Genomic DNA, 17,322 nt, shown 5'->3' with positions numbered 1-17,322 from the left:
ATATTTATGAAAAAGACATATTTATATATATCGGTTCTGTTTTTCGTGCTGCTTTCAGCATCCTGCACTAAAAGCTGGCTGAAGCCTGAAAATCCATCAGACCTGACGCCAGACAATGCCTATAGCACCTTTCAGGGGAGTAAGGCACTGGTCGCACAAATGTGTAAGAATCTGCGTCCCGAAGTTATGGGGCGGAACTCGAACATGAAGTGGGCCTTTGAAGGATCAGACCTTGCCGTGTTAGTGAATGGCTCTCCCCGTAACTGGAACACACAACTGGTTCCTTCTATCGGAAGTAAGGTCAAAGATTTCTGGGACAACGCGTACAAAGAGATTTCGCGGGCGGCGATGTTGAATACGCGGTCTGCCCAACTGAAAGGCACAAAGGAACAGCAGGATCAGATCCGGGCCTATGGTGAGTTTTTTCTGGGATATTGGTATTATCGCCTGATCACTACTTACGGTGATGTACCTTTAGTAACGGAAGAAGTTGCTTATCCGAAGCTCGACTTCCAGACGTCCACAAAACAACGGATCATCACAAAAATGATCAGCTTATTGAGTGATGCCGTACAGTACCTGCCGGTAAGCGCTCCTCCCGGCGAAGTGAACCGGGCAGCCGGTTATATGGTCCTGACAAAGTTCTACCTGATGGACGGGCAATTCGATAAGGCGCTGGAAACGTCCACGGCTGTCATAAACTCGCCCGGCCTCTCTTTGATGAGATCGCGTTTTGGTGCGTTGGTGGGCACCACAAATCCGAAGATTCCCAATCCCAACATCATGACCGATCTGTTTTATAAATATAATCCATCCAATCCCGCAAATACGGAACAGATCCTGGTCGTGCTGGACGATCCCTATGCCGGTGGCGGATCTACAACGCCAGGTGGTGGCGGTGGTGGAGAACGGATGCGTGAGTTTTTGGTGGAATGGTATAACGGTCAGTATGACAGGCCCCAGACTGTTCAGTCGGGTTTGCGTCTAAACGGAATCGGTACCAGATCAACCATCGACGGAGCTACCGGCGGCCCGGGACCCTACACGATTTCTTCCGATGTTAAACAGAACCTCCAGATTCTTTGGACGGGCAGGGGTATCGGTGCACAGAAAAAGACCTGGTATTTTACCAACGGGCTTTGGGCAGGTAGCGATTTTGTCAACGATATGCGTCACAGCGCTCCAAATTGGTATCCCATGGACTCGTTGGTCTATAACGTAAAAAGTTCTTCGCTTTATGGAAAGAAACTCATTAAGGCCAATTGCAGCGATACAATCCGTTGCTGGGATGATATCCCGTATAATAAAATAGTGGTGGACACTGAAAAGCGTGCACCTGGTGATTATAACATGCTGGGAGGCTTTCAGGACTGGTATATTTTCAGGCTGGCTGAAGCTTACCTGATGCGGGCAGAAGCCCTGGTATGGCTCGGTAGAGGAGCCGAAGCTGCGGTTGATGTTAATGTGATCCGCACCAGAGCCGGCGCCCGGCCGATGAGCGGCGCTGCAACCCTGGATGATGTATTTGACGAACGCGCCAGGGAACTATTCCTCGAAGAATTCCGCCGCAATGAATTGGTCCGTGTGGCCTTTACAAAAGCAAAACTGCAACAGGAAGGATATTCGTTGGCTACCCTGTCACAAAAGAACTGGTATTACGACAGAATGTCCAGGACGAATAATATTTTTTTTAATGTCGCTTCTGGTCAGCCCCGGCATTTTGCCTATGGCGATGGTGGTACCAATGTGCTGGTGTATGAAATGAGCCCGTTTCATGTTTTCTGGCCGGTTCCGGAAAGCGCTATCAATGACAACACGAAGGCGCAACTGAATCAAAACTTTGGATACATCGGATACGAAAAGAATGTGGCTCCGCTGGACGGCAATTAACGCTATCGGAGTTTGTGTAAAATGTAAAAAATAAAATTATGTTTAAGAAAAGTGCAATGTTTGTTCTCGGTGTTTTGCTGGTTGGCTCCTGTATGGCATCGGTAACAATGGACAGTGTGGGTAAGAACCGAAAATTATCGTTTGCTAATGATGATGAATTTTTAACATATGTTCAAAAACAGTATTTTAAATATATCTGGGATGCGGCGCTTCCAAATTCCGGCCTGTCACGTGTGAGAATGCTGGATGATGATCCGGAAAAGGATAAAAACACCATTACAGTGGGTAGCTCCGGTTTTGGTATCGCGGGTGTGATCGTGGGTATTGAACGTGGTTTTATTTCCAGGAAAGAAGGCGTGGCCCGGTTGGCAAAGATCGCAGCCTTCCTGGAGCGTGCCGACCGTTTCCATGGGATCTGGTCGCATTGGATCGATGACCGGACAGCCAAGGCCATTCCCTTCGCCAATCCGACCAGTAAAGATAATGGCGGTGATGTGGTAGAGAGCTCTTTCCTGGCACAGGGCATTCTGAGTGCGCGCCAATATTTGCTAAAAGGAAATAAGCAGGAAAGAAAACTGGCCGCGAAGTTTGATTTATTATGGAAAGGCATGGAATGGAGCTGGTATCAAAAGAATAAAGAAAATGTAGTCTACTGGCATTGGTCTCCCGATTTCGGATGGGAAAAGAATTTCCCGCTGAAAGGATACAACGAATGCCTCGCGGTCTATCTGCTGGGCGCTTCCTCTTCCACATTCCCGGTTCCCAGGGAAGCTTATTACGAAGGATGGGCACGCAACGGTGAAATGAAAAGCGATACAACGCTTTACGGAATTTCGCCGGTCGTTGTTCACAATACCGGGAAGCCTTTTGTGGGTCCCATCTTCTGGACAGCCTTCTCCTATGTAGGGTTTAATCCGCGGGGACTCAAAGATGAGCTCGGTATCAATTATTTTAAAGTAAATGCAGCTCATGCAAAGATCCAGCAAGCCTATTGCATCGCCAACCCTAAAGGTTTTAGTAAATATGGGGCCAACTGCTGGGGATTTTCTGCGGGGTATTCCGTGACCGGGTATAAAGCACACAATACAAAGAATGATCTGGGCGTTATTACACCTTCAGGCACATTGGCTGCGATGCCCTTTGCACCTGAAGCGGTGATGCCGGCGCTTAAATACTTTTATTATGAATTAGGCGACAGGTTATGGGGCCCTTATGGATTTTATGATGCTTACGTGACCAATGAAGATCGCGTCATTCGCAACTACCTCGGCAACAACCAGTGCGCCGTGGTACCCATGATCGAGAATTACCGCACCGGTCTTATCTGGAATCTTTTCATGAGCGCGCCTGAAATTAAAACCGGGCTCAATAAACTGAGATTCACACCGGATAAGTGATTAGTCGCCTAAGAATTTTGTATTCGGCTGACTCACTGTCTCAGTGAAGGTTCGGATATATTAAGGAAATGTAACACCATCGAAATAATCGACGTATTGAACGTTTTTTGAACCCTGATGCTTTGTACCTTTAATATGACTTTTATTGGTCATTGAAAAGAAGGTGGTTCCCGGGGGATCATACAGGCATGAAATATGCTGGCTTTTTTTGAACCAATAAAGGTACAACGAGTATTCTCCGGGGCAGGTTACAAAATATTTCAATAAATCCGCGATGTTCTGACTAAGAGACGGGGCGTTGCTTAAGGTCAGTGTCAAAAAATACCCTTTGATAAAATGCAATTGAATATAACTTATTTGACAGGTAAATATATTTGCCGCTTCCTCAAAAGACCGGTGAATGATATAAACATGAGTACAGGGATGAGATGTGTTATCATCGCTGCGATCTTCGTCCTTTGTATCGGGAACGTTCACGCGTCTCCGCGTGCGGAGCTCGTTATTAACAGTGGATGGTATTTTTGTAAGGGGGACCTGGCCCTTCAAAATGAAAACTTCAACTCAACCGAGTGGACCCGGATCAATTTGCCCCACACCTGGAATCGTTTAGATGCGTTTGATGAGTCGCCGGGCTATTACCGGGGTGTTGGCTGGTACGCCTACCCGTTGCGTCCTAATCAAAGCTGGAAAGGCAGGGATATTATCCTGCATTTTGAAGGAGCCAATCAGTATGCCGAAGTTTATGTGAATAATAATCTTGTGGGGACGCACACCGGTGGATATACTGCATTTAATTTTAATATTACTAAATTCTTGATATTTGATGAAGGCAATATCATCAAGGTCAAATTAGATAATAGTCATAATAAAGATATTCCGCCTCTGAATGCTGATTTTACTTTTTATGGCGGAATCTATCGCAATGTAAAGCTATTGGCGTTGGATTTGGTTCACTTCGACGTTCAGAACTGCGCTTCGGAAGGGGTATTTGTCGAAACGCCCCGGGTGAGCGAGCAAGTTGCCAACCTGGTAGTTCGCGGCGATGTGGTGAATCAAGGGAACAGCGTGAAAACAGTATGGGTCAATGCGCGTGTCCTGGACAAGACAGGAAAGCTGGTGATAGAAAAACGACAGTCGCTCAGGTTGGGTAGTGCTTCCAAAACCGGGTTCAATCTTCAGGCGGCTATCGACCGGCCGCAGTTGTGGTCGCCCGAAACGCCTTACCTATATCGTGTGGAGGTCTCTGTTACTGAAGCCGGGAAAAACGCTTCTGTACTGGATGAGACCGCAATTCCCGTTGGTATGCGATGGTTCCGTTTTAGCGGTGATGGCTTTTATCTCAATGGGAAAAAATATCCGTTAAAAGGCGCCAACCGGCATCAGGACTTCAAAGGCATGGGCAACGCGTTAACGGACGATTACCACCGGAATGATTATACGATGATCAAATCGATGGGGTTCAATTTTGTCCGTCTGGCCCATTACCCACAAGCGCCGGAGGTTTATCGCACCTGTGATGAGCTGGGTCTTCTAGTGTGGTCGGAAATTCCGGTGGTCAATGAAGTCACGCCCTCCGAAGCGTTCACCAATAATTGCCTGCAGATGATGCGGGAGCAGATCCGGCAGACTTATAATCACCCATCGGTGATATTATATGGATATATGAATGAGATCCTGATCCGGATGCTATCGAACAGTCGCCTGAGTGAAGAGGAGCGAAGCCGGATAGCGGAAGATACCCGGAATCTGGCGTTGAAACTGGAAGCGCTTACCAAGCGGGAGGCGCCATACCGGAATACGGTCATGGCGATTCATTATGATGAAGGTTATAACAAGTACAAGGTCTCCACAATCGCAGACGTGCTCGGTTACAATCTTTATTTCGGATGGTATTATGAGGAGCTGGAGGATCTGACCCGTTTTCTGAAAAGTGAGCACCAGCGGTTCCCGGATCGGCCTATTATCGTTTCGGAGATCGGCGCTGATGCAGACTTTCACAATCATACGACCATTCCCCGCTCCTGGGATTTCTCGCAGGAGTACCAGGTTAAATTTTATCATTCTTCGCTCAGGCAAATGGATGCATTGAAATTTCTGGCCGGTTATGCTATATGGAATTTTGCTGATTTCGGGGCAAAAAACCGCACGGAATCTACACCATTCATTAATAAAAAAGGGATCGTTGGATATGACCGACGAGAAAAAGATGCAGCATCGCTTTTCAAAGCTCATTTGCTGACCACCCCCGTTTTGTCCATTGCAGCCCATAATTACACAAAGCGTGAAGGCTATGAAACATCCGGCGGTGTGTCCGAGAACCTGATCAACGTATTTTCCAACGGCAGGCGGGTAGAGCTTAAACTGAATGGCCGGAGTCTTGGCGTGAAAGAGCCAGAAGTGAATATGGTCAGTTTCAAGGTACCCTTTACCAATGGCGTCAATTTGCTTGAAGCCACAGACGACAGGGGTAGTAGGGATCTGGTCAGCATTGATTTCCGTGTTGTTCCTTCCAACCTGAAAACTTTGGACAGGGTTGATCTGGCCGTTAATGTAGGATCTTATCAGTCGTTCATTTCACCGGATACGCGGGTGGTCTGGCTTCCCGACCGTGTATATGCCCCCGGAAGCTGGGGGCGGATTGGCGGTGCGATTAGGGAAAAGAATGACCGTCAGTTCAAGGTTGGGATTTCACAAAATATACTCGGAACGAATTCAAACGCGCTCTACCAGACTTTTGTAGAGGGCATTGAAAAGTATCGCTTTGATGTAAAAGACGGGGTTTATCGAATTACCTTGTGTTTTGTTGAAGGAAACCCTGCGACATCTGGCGAAGACCGGATTTACGATTTGTCCGGAAAAGATTCGGCATCGGCGGCAACGGGTGCCCGTCAGTTCAGCGTAAGTGTAAATAATATTCCGGTGATAGATCAGCTAAACCTGGCCCGTGATTACGGGAATTTGCGGGCGGTTGAGTTTGAGACCGTCGCAAAGTCTGCAAATGGCGGTGGTATTGAAGTAGTCTTCAAACCGGTTGTTGGCAAGACCATCTTAAGTGGTATAAGGCTGCAGCAGATCAGGTAGGATACTTTGCGCATTGGGCAACAAATGTATACTTCGATGTTTAATGCCGTTACTGTATCGTATTGCCCATATTAAACATAGGCAGGTACATCGCCACCAGTACAACACCCACTACCAGGCCAAGTATAATGATGATAAGCGGCTCCACAAACTTACTTAATTGCGTGGTTTGGTAGTCCAGTTCCTCGCTGTAACGTTCGTAAAGGGTTTTAAAAAATAGTTCGAGTTGGTTCACCTCTTCGCCCACCTTCACCAGCGCCACCATTTTAGAGGGAAATATTTTTTTACCCGCCATGCTTTGGTGCAGCGGCACACCGCGTAAAATATCTTCTTCCATTTGCAGCAATGCCTGCTCCAACGGGTAAAAGCCCATCACCTGTTTGCTCAGCTCCAATGCCTGTACCAGCGGCACTTTAGCACCCAATAACAACTGCATGGTAGAGGAAAAGCGGGATAAATAGATTTTAGAAACAATGTTTTTCACCAAAGGCGTTTTCAAAAGTGAAAGGTCGCGGTATTTCTTATACCAATACTTGTGCCGGTTCACGTAAAGAAAAATTGCCAGCGCTGCTATCAGTAATAAAAGCCTTCCTGCCCATACCTGCATAAATTCTGATACGAATAGTATCTGCCGTGTTAAAAAAGGTAGTTCCCCGCCAAAGCGCTTAAACACATCCGCAAACATCGGTACCACATAATTCATCATAAAAGACACGGAGAGGAATGCCACAGAGAGTACAATGAGCGGGTAAGTTAGCGCACCAATAATTTGCCGGCGCTGTTTTATCTTGCTTTTATAATATTCTGAAAGTTTTTTTAATACCGTAACCAGCTTGCCCGTTTCTTCACCAATTTCAATGGTAAAATATTCGTAAGGCGTAAAGTTTTTATTTTGCTTCATGGCGGCCGAAAGACTGCTGCCGTTAATTATCTTTTCCACGATTTCAGTTAAAATGGCCTTGGGCGTTTTCTTGTTTTGTTCATCGCGTATGAGTTCCAGCGAACTGCGTATATCAAGCCCCGCTTCCATCAGGCTGCCTAACTCCAGGTAAAAAGACTCTTTTATTTTATCAGAAAACGGCCTTCCAAAAAGCGTAATGTCTTTTGACATAATGTTCTCCACCTGCTTTATAAAGGAAGCCGGTTCCGGCTGTTCGGCCACCGTTTCATCTTTTGAAGGTATAGATAATCTATGCAATGATTTTATGTCAATAGGCCCATTCATGGTTGGAGGTTATAGGTAAGTATCTGCTCGGCCGCGTATTTTTTTTCAAGATAAGTAAAAAATGGTTTTTGCCCGTACCGGTGTTCAATTTTCACATAATTTACTAAAGGTATACTATCGTTTAAAGTTTTATAAGCTGCAATAATGCCACCCGGCAACAGGGTATCTGCCCTTTCTCCCTGTACACGCAAAATATAGGCGCTGTCCATTTTATATAAAATAGTTTCCGCAGCAGCGGCATCACGCCTCATTTGTAAGGTGACAACTGTGTTGTCATCAGTAATGGTTGCCGTGAAAGCCTTTTCCATATCGCTGCGCATTACTTTTTGTGTAACATAGTAGTCAGAATAAAATCTATTTTTTTCAGCTGATACGCGGAACTGTTGGGATATGATCATATAAATAAAAGTACCAACCGTAAAGAGAATCGCCATCAAAAACATACTCACCACTACTTCAGGCAACGTGAAGGCGGCAACAGTTTTAGTCTTGTATGCAAAGCGTTTTTTCATTGAGGAACAGTAGTGATTGTTGTTGTAATACTTTGGGACTGCACCCGTACCAGTAAAGTCCTCTGTTTATAAGGTAAAGCCGTGCTGTCTTTTTTATAGATCACAAAATGTATCTGCAGCATACTGTCAACATCTTCGTAAGGTTCGCTGGTGCGGCTTACCTGCCATCCGTTCAGCTCCTTACGTTCGGTTGAAAAATTGTTTTCCAGTTTACTTGCAGTCACATATTCATCCAGCGTGTTGCTTACGGTCATTTCCTGCACGTTAAAGCCATGCTGATTTACCGCAGCAAAAAAATAAATGCCAATAAAAAATATCGTAAGCAATATCACCATCGCCACGATCGCTTCTACCAAAGAGAAGGCCGGCATTTTATATTTTAGTTTTGAGAGAGCCATTTTATTACTTTAGGCCGATCGGCTTGCGTGAAGATAGAAAAATGGTTGCCCATCGTAAACCATTTGCTTTGCACAATTGTGGCGTCTATCAAAATATTTTCCATACTCATAGGCCCGCGTTGCTCAAAAAAGAAATCTGTGAACACCGACCCTTCCACCTTCCCACTCAGGTAGGTGAACCCAGTATTATACACCATGCCTTTTACCACAGCATTTTTTCCAACCTTCACCACCGGCTTTATATTGGAGGTCTGTTCAGGCATCATCCCCAATACGAGTCCTTCCAACACGGCATTTTCTTTCAGGTTGATGCTGGCGCCCACACTTCCCGACACGCTGTTCCTGCCAATTCCGGCAATAACCGAAGGGTAATATAAATGGCACTGTGCTTCGATAGTAACACTATCCAGGGCAAAAGCCTGAACAGCCCCTTTGAAGCCCCGTCTGATTCGGATATAAGGGGCCACCAAAACCACATCTGCAATTCGGGCGCCAGGGCTTACTTCTATAACAGAATCGCTTACCAAAATAAATTTGCCTGCGATCTTTCTATCGCCGATCAGCCCCAGTTTGTTTAGCCTTATAAAACGCGTGGGTAAAGAAAAGGGATTGTATAAAGAATCCTCAGGCAGACGTTCAAACTTTTGCAACGTGTCTGTAATAAGGCTTTCAAAATATTTTACTTTTTCTAATAGTGCAGGATTTAACGGTGGTAGGGTTTTACCGCTTGTGGCTATTTCGCCTTCAATTAGGTTTTTACGTGAAAAGCCCTGCTGCCCAAAAAAGCCGCTGCGCAACCCCGATTTGGGAAGATAGGCTTTGCCTTCAATATACGTATCCCCGGATACTGAAAGCGGCCTGTTATAATCTGTGACATACAGGCAGGCGTCACGGTAAGGATGAGCTGACGCCCCGTAAAACATTGCAACACTTTTCGATCGCCCTTTATATACCATTTTCATTCCAGCCAGGGGAATGCAGCCCCAAAGCTCCTGCGTGTAATAAAGGGAGTCCGGCTGACCCTTAAAAAGGTTGATACTATCTGCAAATACCTCCTTGCTGATCAGCGTATCACTTAAAATAAATTCCTGTGCGGAGAAAATGTCGTCCTGAAGCCTCACGCCAATGTCTTCCTTTGTTTTAAAATACTTGAAATAGTAAACGGAAAGCAAAAGCAAAGATGCTGTGATCAGTAATACCAGTGAAAGTATTAATGTGGTAACAAGCGAACTAGCCTTAAGCTTGAAAAAAAGTATGCGCACTGCAAGCTTTATTTTTCTTTAGATAATTCTGCGATAGGTTTCCCCTTGTTATACCTGACCGTCTGAACGCTATCACCTTTCCTCTCACAGACATAACCAGTAAACAAATCTTTACGCATGCTTCCGGATTTGATGATGTTCCCCTCATCGTCGTACTCTCTGTATGATTTACCGGGGAGAATTAATTTGGGTTTTATAACTGTTTTTAAGTATCCATTTTCATGCCACGTCCGCCATCTGCCCGTCTTAACACCTTTGCGAAATTGCCCTTCTTCCAGCAAATGCCTATTGGGACTTACTACTTTATAATTGCCGTGTAACAGGTCACCATAGTAACTACCCTGCGTTCTGTGAATGCGACCCGACTTGAACCAATAATAAAAGGACTTCGTATGGGTCCAGGTGCTTTTGTCTGTAACTTGAAAAACATAAGACCGTTCTGCAGAATCAATACGCCTGCGATCACTGTTGAACTGGGCTGATACGCTATTAAAGACGAAGAAAATTATGAGCAGGCACAAAATACGAGGGCTATACATACAGACAATTATAAGCTAAAGGTAGGAAATAAATGCACTGAATATGCATAAAAGGACTCCCATGAGGCAGGAGTCCGTCTCAACAAACTAAACTTTCAGAGCAATGAAAGCTCCATCGATTTCATGATTGCCTCCGAAATACTTTTCACGTGCAATTCGGCAAATAGGTTCTTCTTGTGAAACTTGATCGTATCAGGAGAAATGAACATTTTCGAAGCAATCTTTCCCATCGTTAACTCCTGGGCAGAGTGTGCCAAAATTTCTTTTTCTCGCTGATTGAGAGCGACTCTCTTTGATTCAACCCAACCATCAGTTTTAAGATCCAGCTTAAAACGCCTGTTCGGCTCCCTGCTAATAAATCTGACATTTCCTGCAACGGTATTTTTTATACTAAAGTATAATTTTTTAAAAATATGGTGATATTTTGTGTGATGGGATTGAGTAGCATTGTAGTTTTATGTGACGTAGTTTTTTTGCGGCTGTGAGAAAGTTGGTAATTATGAAAAAAAAATAGTGCGAATCCTGTGATTGCTGCGGGCAGAAGTGTGAGAGATGTTAAAGCCTGCGAGCCTGATAAAGTCAATAGTGATAATGAATAGGTGTTTTTGTGGACTGACTTTGATGTTGCGGAGACCTAATTTTTAGAGATTAAATTATTTGATCATGCGAAAAATGTTGATTGTGACTGCCAGTTTATTAAGTTTCTCGATTTTAAATGGGCAATATAATACCATTGTGCCTAGTTCGCCGGTGACCAGTACATTGAATAAGTTTATCGACTTCCCACTCGACTATTCGACAGGGACTGCAAATATTTCAATTCCGTTGTTTGAGATTAAGATGAAAGACTTTACTATCCCTTGGTCAATGAGTTTTAACGCACGGGGCCGGATGGCTAAGTTGGATTTCTCGCCTCTTGGTGTTGGATGGGCATTTTCAAACTTAAGTTACATTTCAAGACAGATAAGGGGATGGCCCGACGAATTGTGTGGGCCTAAGAGATTTGAGATGAGCAAATTTGACCTGTTAAATGTCAATCGAAGCAGCACCGAATATAATAACCAGTTTCGCGATTTATATTCAAAGATAATCGCAGCGGATCCAGCTATAACAGATCGAATGTCAAGATACATAAATCCGGGTACATATTGGGATGGTGAAAATGACATTTTCACTTATAGTATTCACGGAGAATCGGGAAAGTTTATTAAAGACAGAGATGAGAAAGTTGTCCCACTGACTTATACAACACTTCGGTTTCCGGCAGCGGCTGGGTCCGGGTCAGCAATATATGATGTTTTGGATGATAAAGGCAACAAATATACTTTTGGTGACGATTTAAACGCTGTTGAAGAAGCAGATATGAAGGTTTCAGATATTTCGTCTGTTGATCGGTTTTGGACCGCATTGTATTTAAAAGAAATTGTTACTGCATCGTTTGACACCATTAAGTACAGTTACGAGCGGGTTTATACGCATAGTGGTTCTGCAATTAAACCAAATACGGTCGGATTTACTGTCTATGAAGCTAAGATGAGAATTGGTATTGGGGGGTGGACTCCTCCTGGGTTTCCGATTCAGGATGGTGGCGGTGCCGTGCAAAGTGATTTTATTACAACGTCAAGAAATTATCATGTGTGTCTTCTTACGAGTATTCAATTCCCAGAGGGTAGAGTGTCGTTCACTTACGACAATTTGACCAGAAAAATTAACTCGATCAGCGTATTTAACTCGAGTCAGGTCTTAGTTAAAAGGATCGAATTCTCTTACGCGAATACGATTGGTGGAACGGATCTTTCCAATAACAATGGTATTTCTTTAACTTCTGTCAAATTTTACGACTCAGGAGGGCAAATCGCTGAGGTGTATAATTTTGAATATTATGAGAATCCACTTCCTTTCACGACTCTCAATCACGATCTTGAGTTTACAAATAACAGCGATTGGTGGGGTTACAGCAATAGCGGCGGAAGTAGGCCGCCGGCAATTTCAACTGATCCTAATTTTTACTCCGGTTGTAACGGTTGCAAGGATGCGAATGAACTTGTCAAACTCAATGGTATGCTCAAGAAGATAAGGTATCCCGCCGGTGGATCTACCGAGTTTATTTACGAAAATAACAAGTTTTACAACGGTATTTCACTGACAAATGAATTTGGCCCCGGCTTGAGGATCAAAGAAATATCGTCAACAGATTTGGCTGGAAATAAAATAACAAAAATTATAAAATACGGAATAGGAGAGGACGGCGTAGGAACCCTGTCGTTTGTTCCCTTCCCTGAAGACTACAGCAGACAGCAGCTTTATCAGGCCCGGTCAGAAGTTGATGGAAATGTTGATTACATTGTAAAGACCTATAGTCCATTTCCGGTCGACTATATGAGTGAAATGTATAGTTTACCCGTATTCTATCGGGAAGTTGCTGAGTATCAGGTTGATAGCAGCGGAGTTCCCAATGGTAAGACAATCTTCAAGTATATGGACCCGGGTTATACCTATGGTTCCAATTTTGCATCGGGCAGATACGGAGTTATTAAAGACTGGACAAAAAGCAAGTTATTGGAACAAAACGTTTTCGGTTATAATTCAGGCTCCTTTGTTTTGCAGCAACGGAAGAGTACATCTTATAAGACACTGAATTATAGAGTTATTCCTCAGGTTCCGTTGAGGAGGTACAAAACGATATGGTTCTATAAGAATTGGACTCCCTCAGGCTATACGCTGGTATTAGATGGAACTGGGACGTTTCACGAGGAGGAATATCTTAGAGATATTGATTATCGTGGTATTGAGGGAGTATGGGAGTTTGTTGACCGCCCTATAGAGTCTGCAATTTATGTAAAGAACGATGAGTCTATAACTCAGTTTACGAGTGACGGAAAACAGGTCACTTCAACAACGGCCTATTCGGAATATAATACGGGGAACGCACTGCCTTATAAAATGATAACAAACAGGAGCGATGGCAAGGTGTCAATTCAAAGGCTGAAGTATTCGAATGATTTTTATACCGGACCATTTAATAATATGGTTACAGAAAAGAATATGACGGGAGTGATTCTCGAAAAGGCGGATAGTATCGACGGGAGTTTTGTCAAACTTTTTAAGACCAACTATTTTAACCCACAACCAGGGATCTATGTCCCACAAAATTTGCAGGAGCAAAACAAAGGGGAGTCCGGTCTATCAACTACTTTTCTTTTCAACCATTATGACACTCGGGGTAACATATTAGAACAACAGAAATTCGACGATGTGAAGGAAGTGTATTTATGGGGATATATGGGTCAGTATCCTGTTGTTAAGGTGGTAGGCAGTGATTTAGCCACGGTGTTGCAGCATATTGATACAACACAAATCGGTAATATCACCAACTCTACTACTCTGACAGGCGAACAGGTGGATGCGCAATTGCGGGCGCTGACCGGTAACCTTCGAACCTGGTTTTCCAATAACCCGTCAGTGCAGGTTTTCGCCTACACTTATAAGCCCCTCATCGGCATGACTTCCGAGACCGATGCTTCAGGCAGGACGATTTATTACGAGTACGACGGGTTTGGGCGATTAAAGCTGGTAAAGGACGACCAGGGCAAGGTGTTAACGAAGATATGTTATAACTACCAGGGCCAACAGGTGGACTGCCTGTAATAGATAAAGTCAATCAGCGCAAAAATCGCAATGTAATTAAAAAAACTGCAGACCTTTTAAAAGTTCAAACTCAAAAACCTCATTCCATGCGTTATATAATAATCTTTCTATTGTTAATGATTGCCCAGCGTGGTTTTAGCCAGCAAGGCTCAGCACCCTTTACCAGCAGTGCCGACAAAGCCTTGGTCCATTCCGACCGGGTGGGCAAGATGTTTGGCCTAGAGCGGAGTAAGACGGCTAAACTCTACCATATAGACAGGAAGCTGGAGCAGGAACGCGCCAGGGTGCCGCAGCAGTTCAAAGACAGTGTGGGCCAACGGCTCGCTTACGGAAGACTGGAGCGCACGCGTGATGAGCTGTACCAGGGGGTATTGACTAAGGAGCAGTATAAAGAATACCGGTTAAAGAAAAGACAACTGGCACAATAAATTGAAACTGCAAGCGACTACAAACCAACCTTTACAATCAAAATAATTTCCGGATATGCAAATTGATATATCCATTCGCCACAAACCGCGGCCGCAGTTTTTGCTGTTATCGTTCCTGTTATTTATTCTTTCCACCCCGGGGTATACCCAGATGGCAGGCGCCACGATGAGCTATCCCATTGACATGGGGACATACAGCGCGGGCACCTACACCTTTTCAGATGGAAAATACAATATGGGTTACGGTAATGATTACTATGGGGAGCCGAGTGAGGATATCTTTTACCGTTTTACTGTTTATGGCGAGACCACTGCGTATTTAACACTAAATGCCAGTACGGGGGGAGTTATTTATTTATTGAATTCATATGGTTCTCAGATAAATTATAACTCAGATAATATTGGTGGCACTTCCAGTACAATCTACTCCTTAATAAGTGCAGGCACGTATTACATTGTTATTGAAGGATTAGGATACAACACGGGGTATTTAAACCTGGAAGCATCTCTTTCGGTGTCCGGAGGCAGTGGAACAGCAAGTGAGGGTGTGAATACTTCCAACGCGATCGCTATGGGCACCTATAACGGAGGTCCTTTTACTTACACGGACAGCCGCAGTAATGCCACAGTGAACGGTTATGGTAATTATTACGGCCAACCAAGCGATGATGTGTTTTACAAGTTTACGGTTGGTAGTACGGCTAGCGTCACGGTATCTACCTGTGGCAGTGGCTTTGATACTTACCTGTATCTACTCGATGCCAATGGTGGTCTTGTTATGTCTAATGACGATAATGGCCCTTCATGTAACCCCAGCAACAATGCTTCCCTGCAAGCCAATAACCTTCAGGCGGGCACCTATTATATAGTTGTGGAGGGATACGGGACAAGCAGCGGCACTTATAATTTAAGTGTATCGGGTACAGTCACCATCACCCAGGCTACAGAAGGTGTAAACATGAGCAACGCGATCGTCATCGGCAACTACAGCAGCGGAACATATACATACAATGATACCAAAAATAATAGTATCACCAACGGTTACCAGAACGATATAGGCCAGCCCAGCGATGATATTTATTACAGGCTGACGGTACAGGACAGCGCCGATCTTGACATCTCGCTGTGCGGGTCTTCTTTTGATACCTACCTGCACCTGCTCAATAGCAGCGGCTCTATTATACAGAGCAATGATGACAGCGGCCCGTTATGCACAGGCGTTACATCTTCTATCAAGACAAAAGTGGCTGCGGGCACTTATTATATTGTAACAGAGGGATATTATACCAATAGCGGCGACCTGGTACTATCAGTGACCACGGTGGTAAAAACCCAGACACCGACGCCGCCGCCAGGCGTTGTTGAAAACAAAAACTTCATCAAGGTATGGAAAGCTAAATACCCCACTGCCATCCCCTATGAACTGCTTGGTAAATCGGCACAGGACGTCAGCCATGTAGCGCAGTACTTTGACGGCCTGGGCAGGCTGGAACAAACCGTTGTAAGGCAGGGTTCCCTGAACACAGAAACACAGGCGTTCAAAGACCTGGTAACACCCGTGGAATATGATGAGTTTGGCCGGGAGGCAAAAAAGTATCTTCCCTACGTCAGCGCCGAAGTGATCGGCCAGTATAAGCCCGACGCCATAACCCAACAGGGAAATTATTACAGCACAGCCCCGCACCTGTCAGGACAGGGCGAGAGCAAGTTTTACAGTTTGACCGTTTTTGAAGCTTCCCCGCTTAACAGGGTGCTGGAGAGCTATGCACCTGGAAAAAACTGGGCGGAAACAGCGATCTCCACAACCGAAGACGGCCGCCACGGCATCAAAACCAAATACCGCATCAACGGTACGGGCGACAACGTGAGGATCTGGGAGGCGACCGATAATCCCACTTCCGGGCAATGGGGCAGCTATGCCACCACAAGAACCTACCCTGCCGGGGAACTGTACAAGAACGTAACGCAGGATGAACATAACAAGCAGGTCATCGAGTTTAAAGACAAGGAAGGGAAAGTCGTGTTAAAGAAAGTGCAGCTCACCGCACCATTGGAAGACAGCATCAATGGCAGCGGCCATACAGGCTGGATGTGCACCTACTATATTTATGATGAACTGGGTAATCTCAGGTGTGTGATACAGCCTGAAGGCGTAAAAGCCATGAACCAGAGTAGCATCTGGCAGCTTACACCAGCGATACTTGCAGAGCAATGCTTTCGCTACGAGTATGATAGCCGGCGGCGTATGATCAAAAAACAAGTACCCGGAGCGTCAGAAGTATATATGGTATACGATAAAAGAGACCGGTTGGTGCTCACCCAGGATGGTAACCAGCGCGGCCAGGGCGGTTGGTTATACACGCGCTATGATGAGCTTAATCGCCCCATCGTTACTGGTAAGTGGCAGGTACCGGATGTAAATACATACAGCTTTGACAATATCCGCACCGCAGCCAGTGCAAGTACAACATATACGGATAATTTAGTAGGTACCACAGAAGAACTGACAACAACCTGGTATGATGATTACAGTTGGGTTACCGATGTACGGTGGAGCGTACCTTCAGGCCTACATGCAAACTTTGATCCGCTGCACAACATTCACCTGCTACCCGCATCCAACACCACTTACCCCTATGCGCAGCAACCTGCCAAAGATGACAGGATCAAAGGAATGGTAACGGGTACGAGAATAAAGAAACTGGGTACCGCGGATTATATATACACGCTTACGCTTTATGACGATAAAGGCCGCCCGGTACAGTTAAAAAGCTACAACCACACAGGCGGGCTTGATATCTCCACTACGCAGTATAGCTGGATCGGGCAGCCACTGGTGCATGTGACCACACAAAACAAAGTGCAGGCCGGGGCCTATACGATTATTACGATCACCAAAAACACCTACGATGCGCTAGGCAGACTTACTGAAACGGTGAACA

At 45.0% G+C, this 17,322-nt stretch carries 12 protein-coding genes; 6 read left to right on the top strand and 6 right to left on the bottom strand.

The genetic code is table 11. The features are described from left to right. Positions 1–6: 6 nt before the first annotated feature. The 3 genes from AC3WS5_RS11185 (at position 7) to AC3WS5_RS11175 (ending at position 6,368) form a co-directional block, all read left to right on the top strand. Positions 7–1,890 carry a RagB/SusD family nutrient uptake outer membrane protein gene (locus AC3WS5_RS11185; RefSeq protein WP_492467464.1) on the top strand — a complete coding sequence of 628 codons (1,884 nt, stop codon included), beginning with the start codon at positions 7–9 and terminating at the stop codon, positions 1,888–1,890. A 38-nt stretch (positions 1,891–1,928) separates the two neighbouring features. Next, on the top strand, positions 1,929–3,287 hold the full coding sequence (locus AC3WS5_RS11180; RefSeq protein WP_492467463.1) for a glucoamylase family protein: 1,359 nt from the start codon (positions 1,929–1,931) through the stop codon (positions 3,285–3,287). 336 nt (positions 3,288–3,623) lie between these two features. After that, positions 3,624–6,368 carry a glycoside hydrolase family 2 TIM barrel-domain containing protein gene (locus AC3WS5_RS11175; protein WP_492467462.1) on the top strand — a complete coding sequence of 915 codons (2,745 nt, stop codon included), beginning with the start codon at positions 3,624–3,626 and terminating at the stop codon, positions 6,366–6,368. Between the two features lie 49 nt (positions 6,369–6,417). Here AC3WS5_RS11175 and AC3WS5_RS11170 read toward each other — a convergent pair whose 3' ends face one another. The 6 genes from AC3WS5_RS11170 to AC3WS5_RS11145 form a co-directional block, all read right to left on the bottom strand. Next, positions 6,418–7,593, bottom strand: a complete 1,176-nt coding sequence (locus AC3WS5_RS11170) for a type II secretion system F family protein (protein ID WP_492467461.1) — start codon at positions 7,591–7,593, stop codon at positions 6,418–6,420. After that, the gene (locus AC3WS5_RS11165; protein ID WP_492467460.1) at positions 7,590–8,105 is read right to left on the bottom strand and encodes a PulJ/GspJ family protein; all 516 of its coding nucleotides are present in this window, start codon (positions 8,103–8,105) and stop codon (positions 7,590–7,592) included. Before AC3WS5_RS11165 ends, AC3WS5_RS11170 begins: the two co-directional genes overlap by 4 nt. Beyond that, positions 8,102–8,503 carry a hypothetical protein gene (locus tag AC3WS5_RS11160; protein WP_492467459.1) on the bottom strand — a complete coding sequence of 134 codons (402 nt, stop codon included), beginning with the start codon at positions 8,501–8,503 and terminating at the stop codon, positions 8,102–8,104. The genes AC3WS5_RS11165 and AC3WS5_RS11160 overlap by 4 nt, the downstream gene beginning before the upstream one ends. Continuing rightward, a complete protein-coding gene (locus tag AC3WS5_RS11155) occupies positions 8,485–9,765 on the bottom strand; it encodes a hypothetical protein (protein ID WP_492467458.1) in 1,281 nt (426 codons plus the stop codon). The genes AC3WS5_RS11160 and AC3WS5_RS11155 overlap by 19 nt, the downstream gene beginning before the upstream one ends. An 8-nt stretch (positions 9,766–9,773) precedes the next feature. Continuing rightward, positions 9,774–10,304, bottom strand: a complete 531-nt coding sequence (locus AC3WS5_RS11150; protein ID WP_492467457.1) for a toxin-antitoxin system YwqK family antitoxin — start codon at positions 10,302–10,304, stop codon at positions 9,774–9,776. A 95-nt stretch (positions 10,305–10,399) separates the two neighbouring features. Beyond that, positions 10,400–10,630: a response regulator transcription factor gene (locus AC3WS5_RS11145; RefSeq protein ID WP_492467770.1), complete on the bottom strand. Its 231-nt coding sequence runs from the start codon at positions 10,628–10,630 to the stop codon at positions 10,400–10,402. Positions 10,631–10,967: 337 nt separating this feature from the next. On the opposite strand from AC3WS5_RS11145, the gene AC3WS5_RS11140 reads away from it, so the two are divergent. The 3 genes from AC3WS5_RS11140 to AC3WS5_RS11130 form a co-directional block, all read left to right on the top strand. Further along, the gene (locus tag AC3WS5_RS11140) at positions 10,968–13,952 is read left to right on the top strand and encodes an RHS repeat domain-containing protein (protein ID WP_492467456.1); all 2,985 of its coding nucleotides are present in this window, start codon (positions 10,968–10,970) and stop codon (positions 13,950–13,952) included. Positions 13,953–14,038: 86 nt separating this feature from the next. Then, the gene (locus AC3WS5_RS11135) at positions 14,039–14,380 is read left to right on the top strand and encodes a hypothetical protein (protein ID WP_492467455.1); all 342 of its coding nucleotides are present in this window, start codon (positions 14,039–14,041) and stop codon (positions 14,378–14,380) included. 55 nt (positions 14,381–14,435) lie between these two features. Continuing rightward, on the top strand, positions 14,436–17,322 hold a 2,887-nt coding region (locus AC3WS5_RS11130), incomplete at its 3' end, for a DVUA0089 family protein (RefSeq protein ID WP_492467454.1).

Source organism: Niabella sp. CPT15-335-S11 (assembly GCF_058792415.1).
This window is presented reverse-complemented; position numbering and strand designations above follow the sequence as displayed.

Bases quoted from the DNA above. Each gene is read 5' to 3' on its own strand.
- AC3WS5_RS11150 (WP_492467457.1), bottom strand. From the start codon at position 10,304: ATGTATAGCCCTCGTATTTTGTGCCTGCTCATAATTTTCTTCGTCTTT.
- AC3WS5_RS11140 (WP_492467456.1), top strand. From the start codon at position 10,968: ATGCGAAAAATGTTGATTGTGACTGCCAGTTTATTAAGTTTCTCGATT.
- AC3WS5_RS11185 (WP_492467464.1), top strand. From the start codon at position 7: ATGAAAAAGACATATTTATATATATCGGTTCTGTTTTTCGTGCTGCTT.
- AC3WS5_RS11165 (WP_492467460.1), bottom strand. From the start codon at position 8,105: ATGAAAAAACGCTTTGCATACAAGACTAAAACTGTTGCCGCCTTCACG.
- AC3WS5_RS11180 (WP_492467463.1), top strand. From the start codon at position 1,929: ATGTTTAAGAAAAGTGCAATGTTTGTTCTCGGTGTTTTGCTGGTTGGC.
- AC3WS5_RS11170 (WP_492467461.1), bottom strand. From the start codon at position 7,593: ATGAATGGGCCTATTGACATAAAATCATTGCATAGATTATCTATACCT.
- AC3WS5_RS11160 (WP_492467459.1), bottom strand. From the start codon at position 8,503: ATGGCTCTCTCAAAACTAAAATATAAAATGCCGGCCTTCTCTTTGGTA.
- AC3WS5_RS11135 (WP_492467455.1), top strand. From the start codon at position 14,039: ATGCGTTATATAATAATCTTTCTATTGTTAATGATTGCCCAGCGTGGT.
- AC3WS5_RS11175 (WP_492467462.1), top strand. From the start codon at position 3,624: ATGCAATTGAATATAACTTATTTGACAGGTAAATATATTTGCCGCTTC.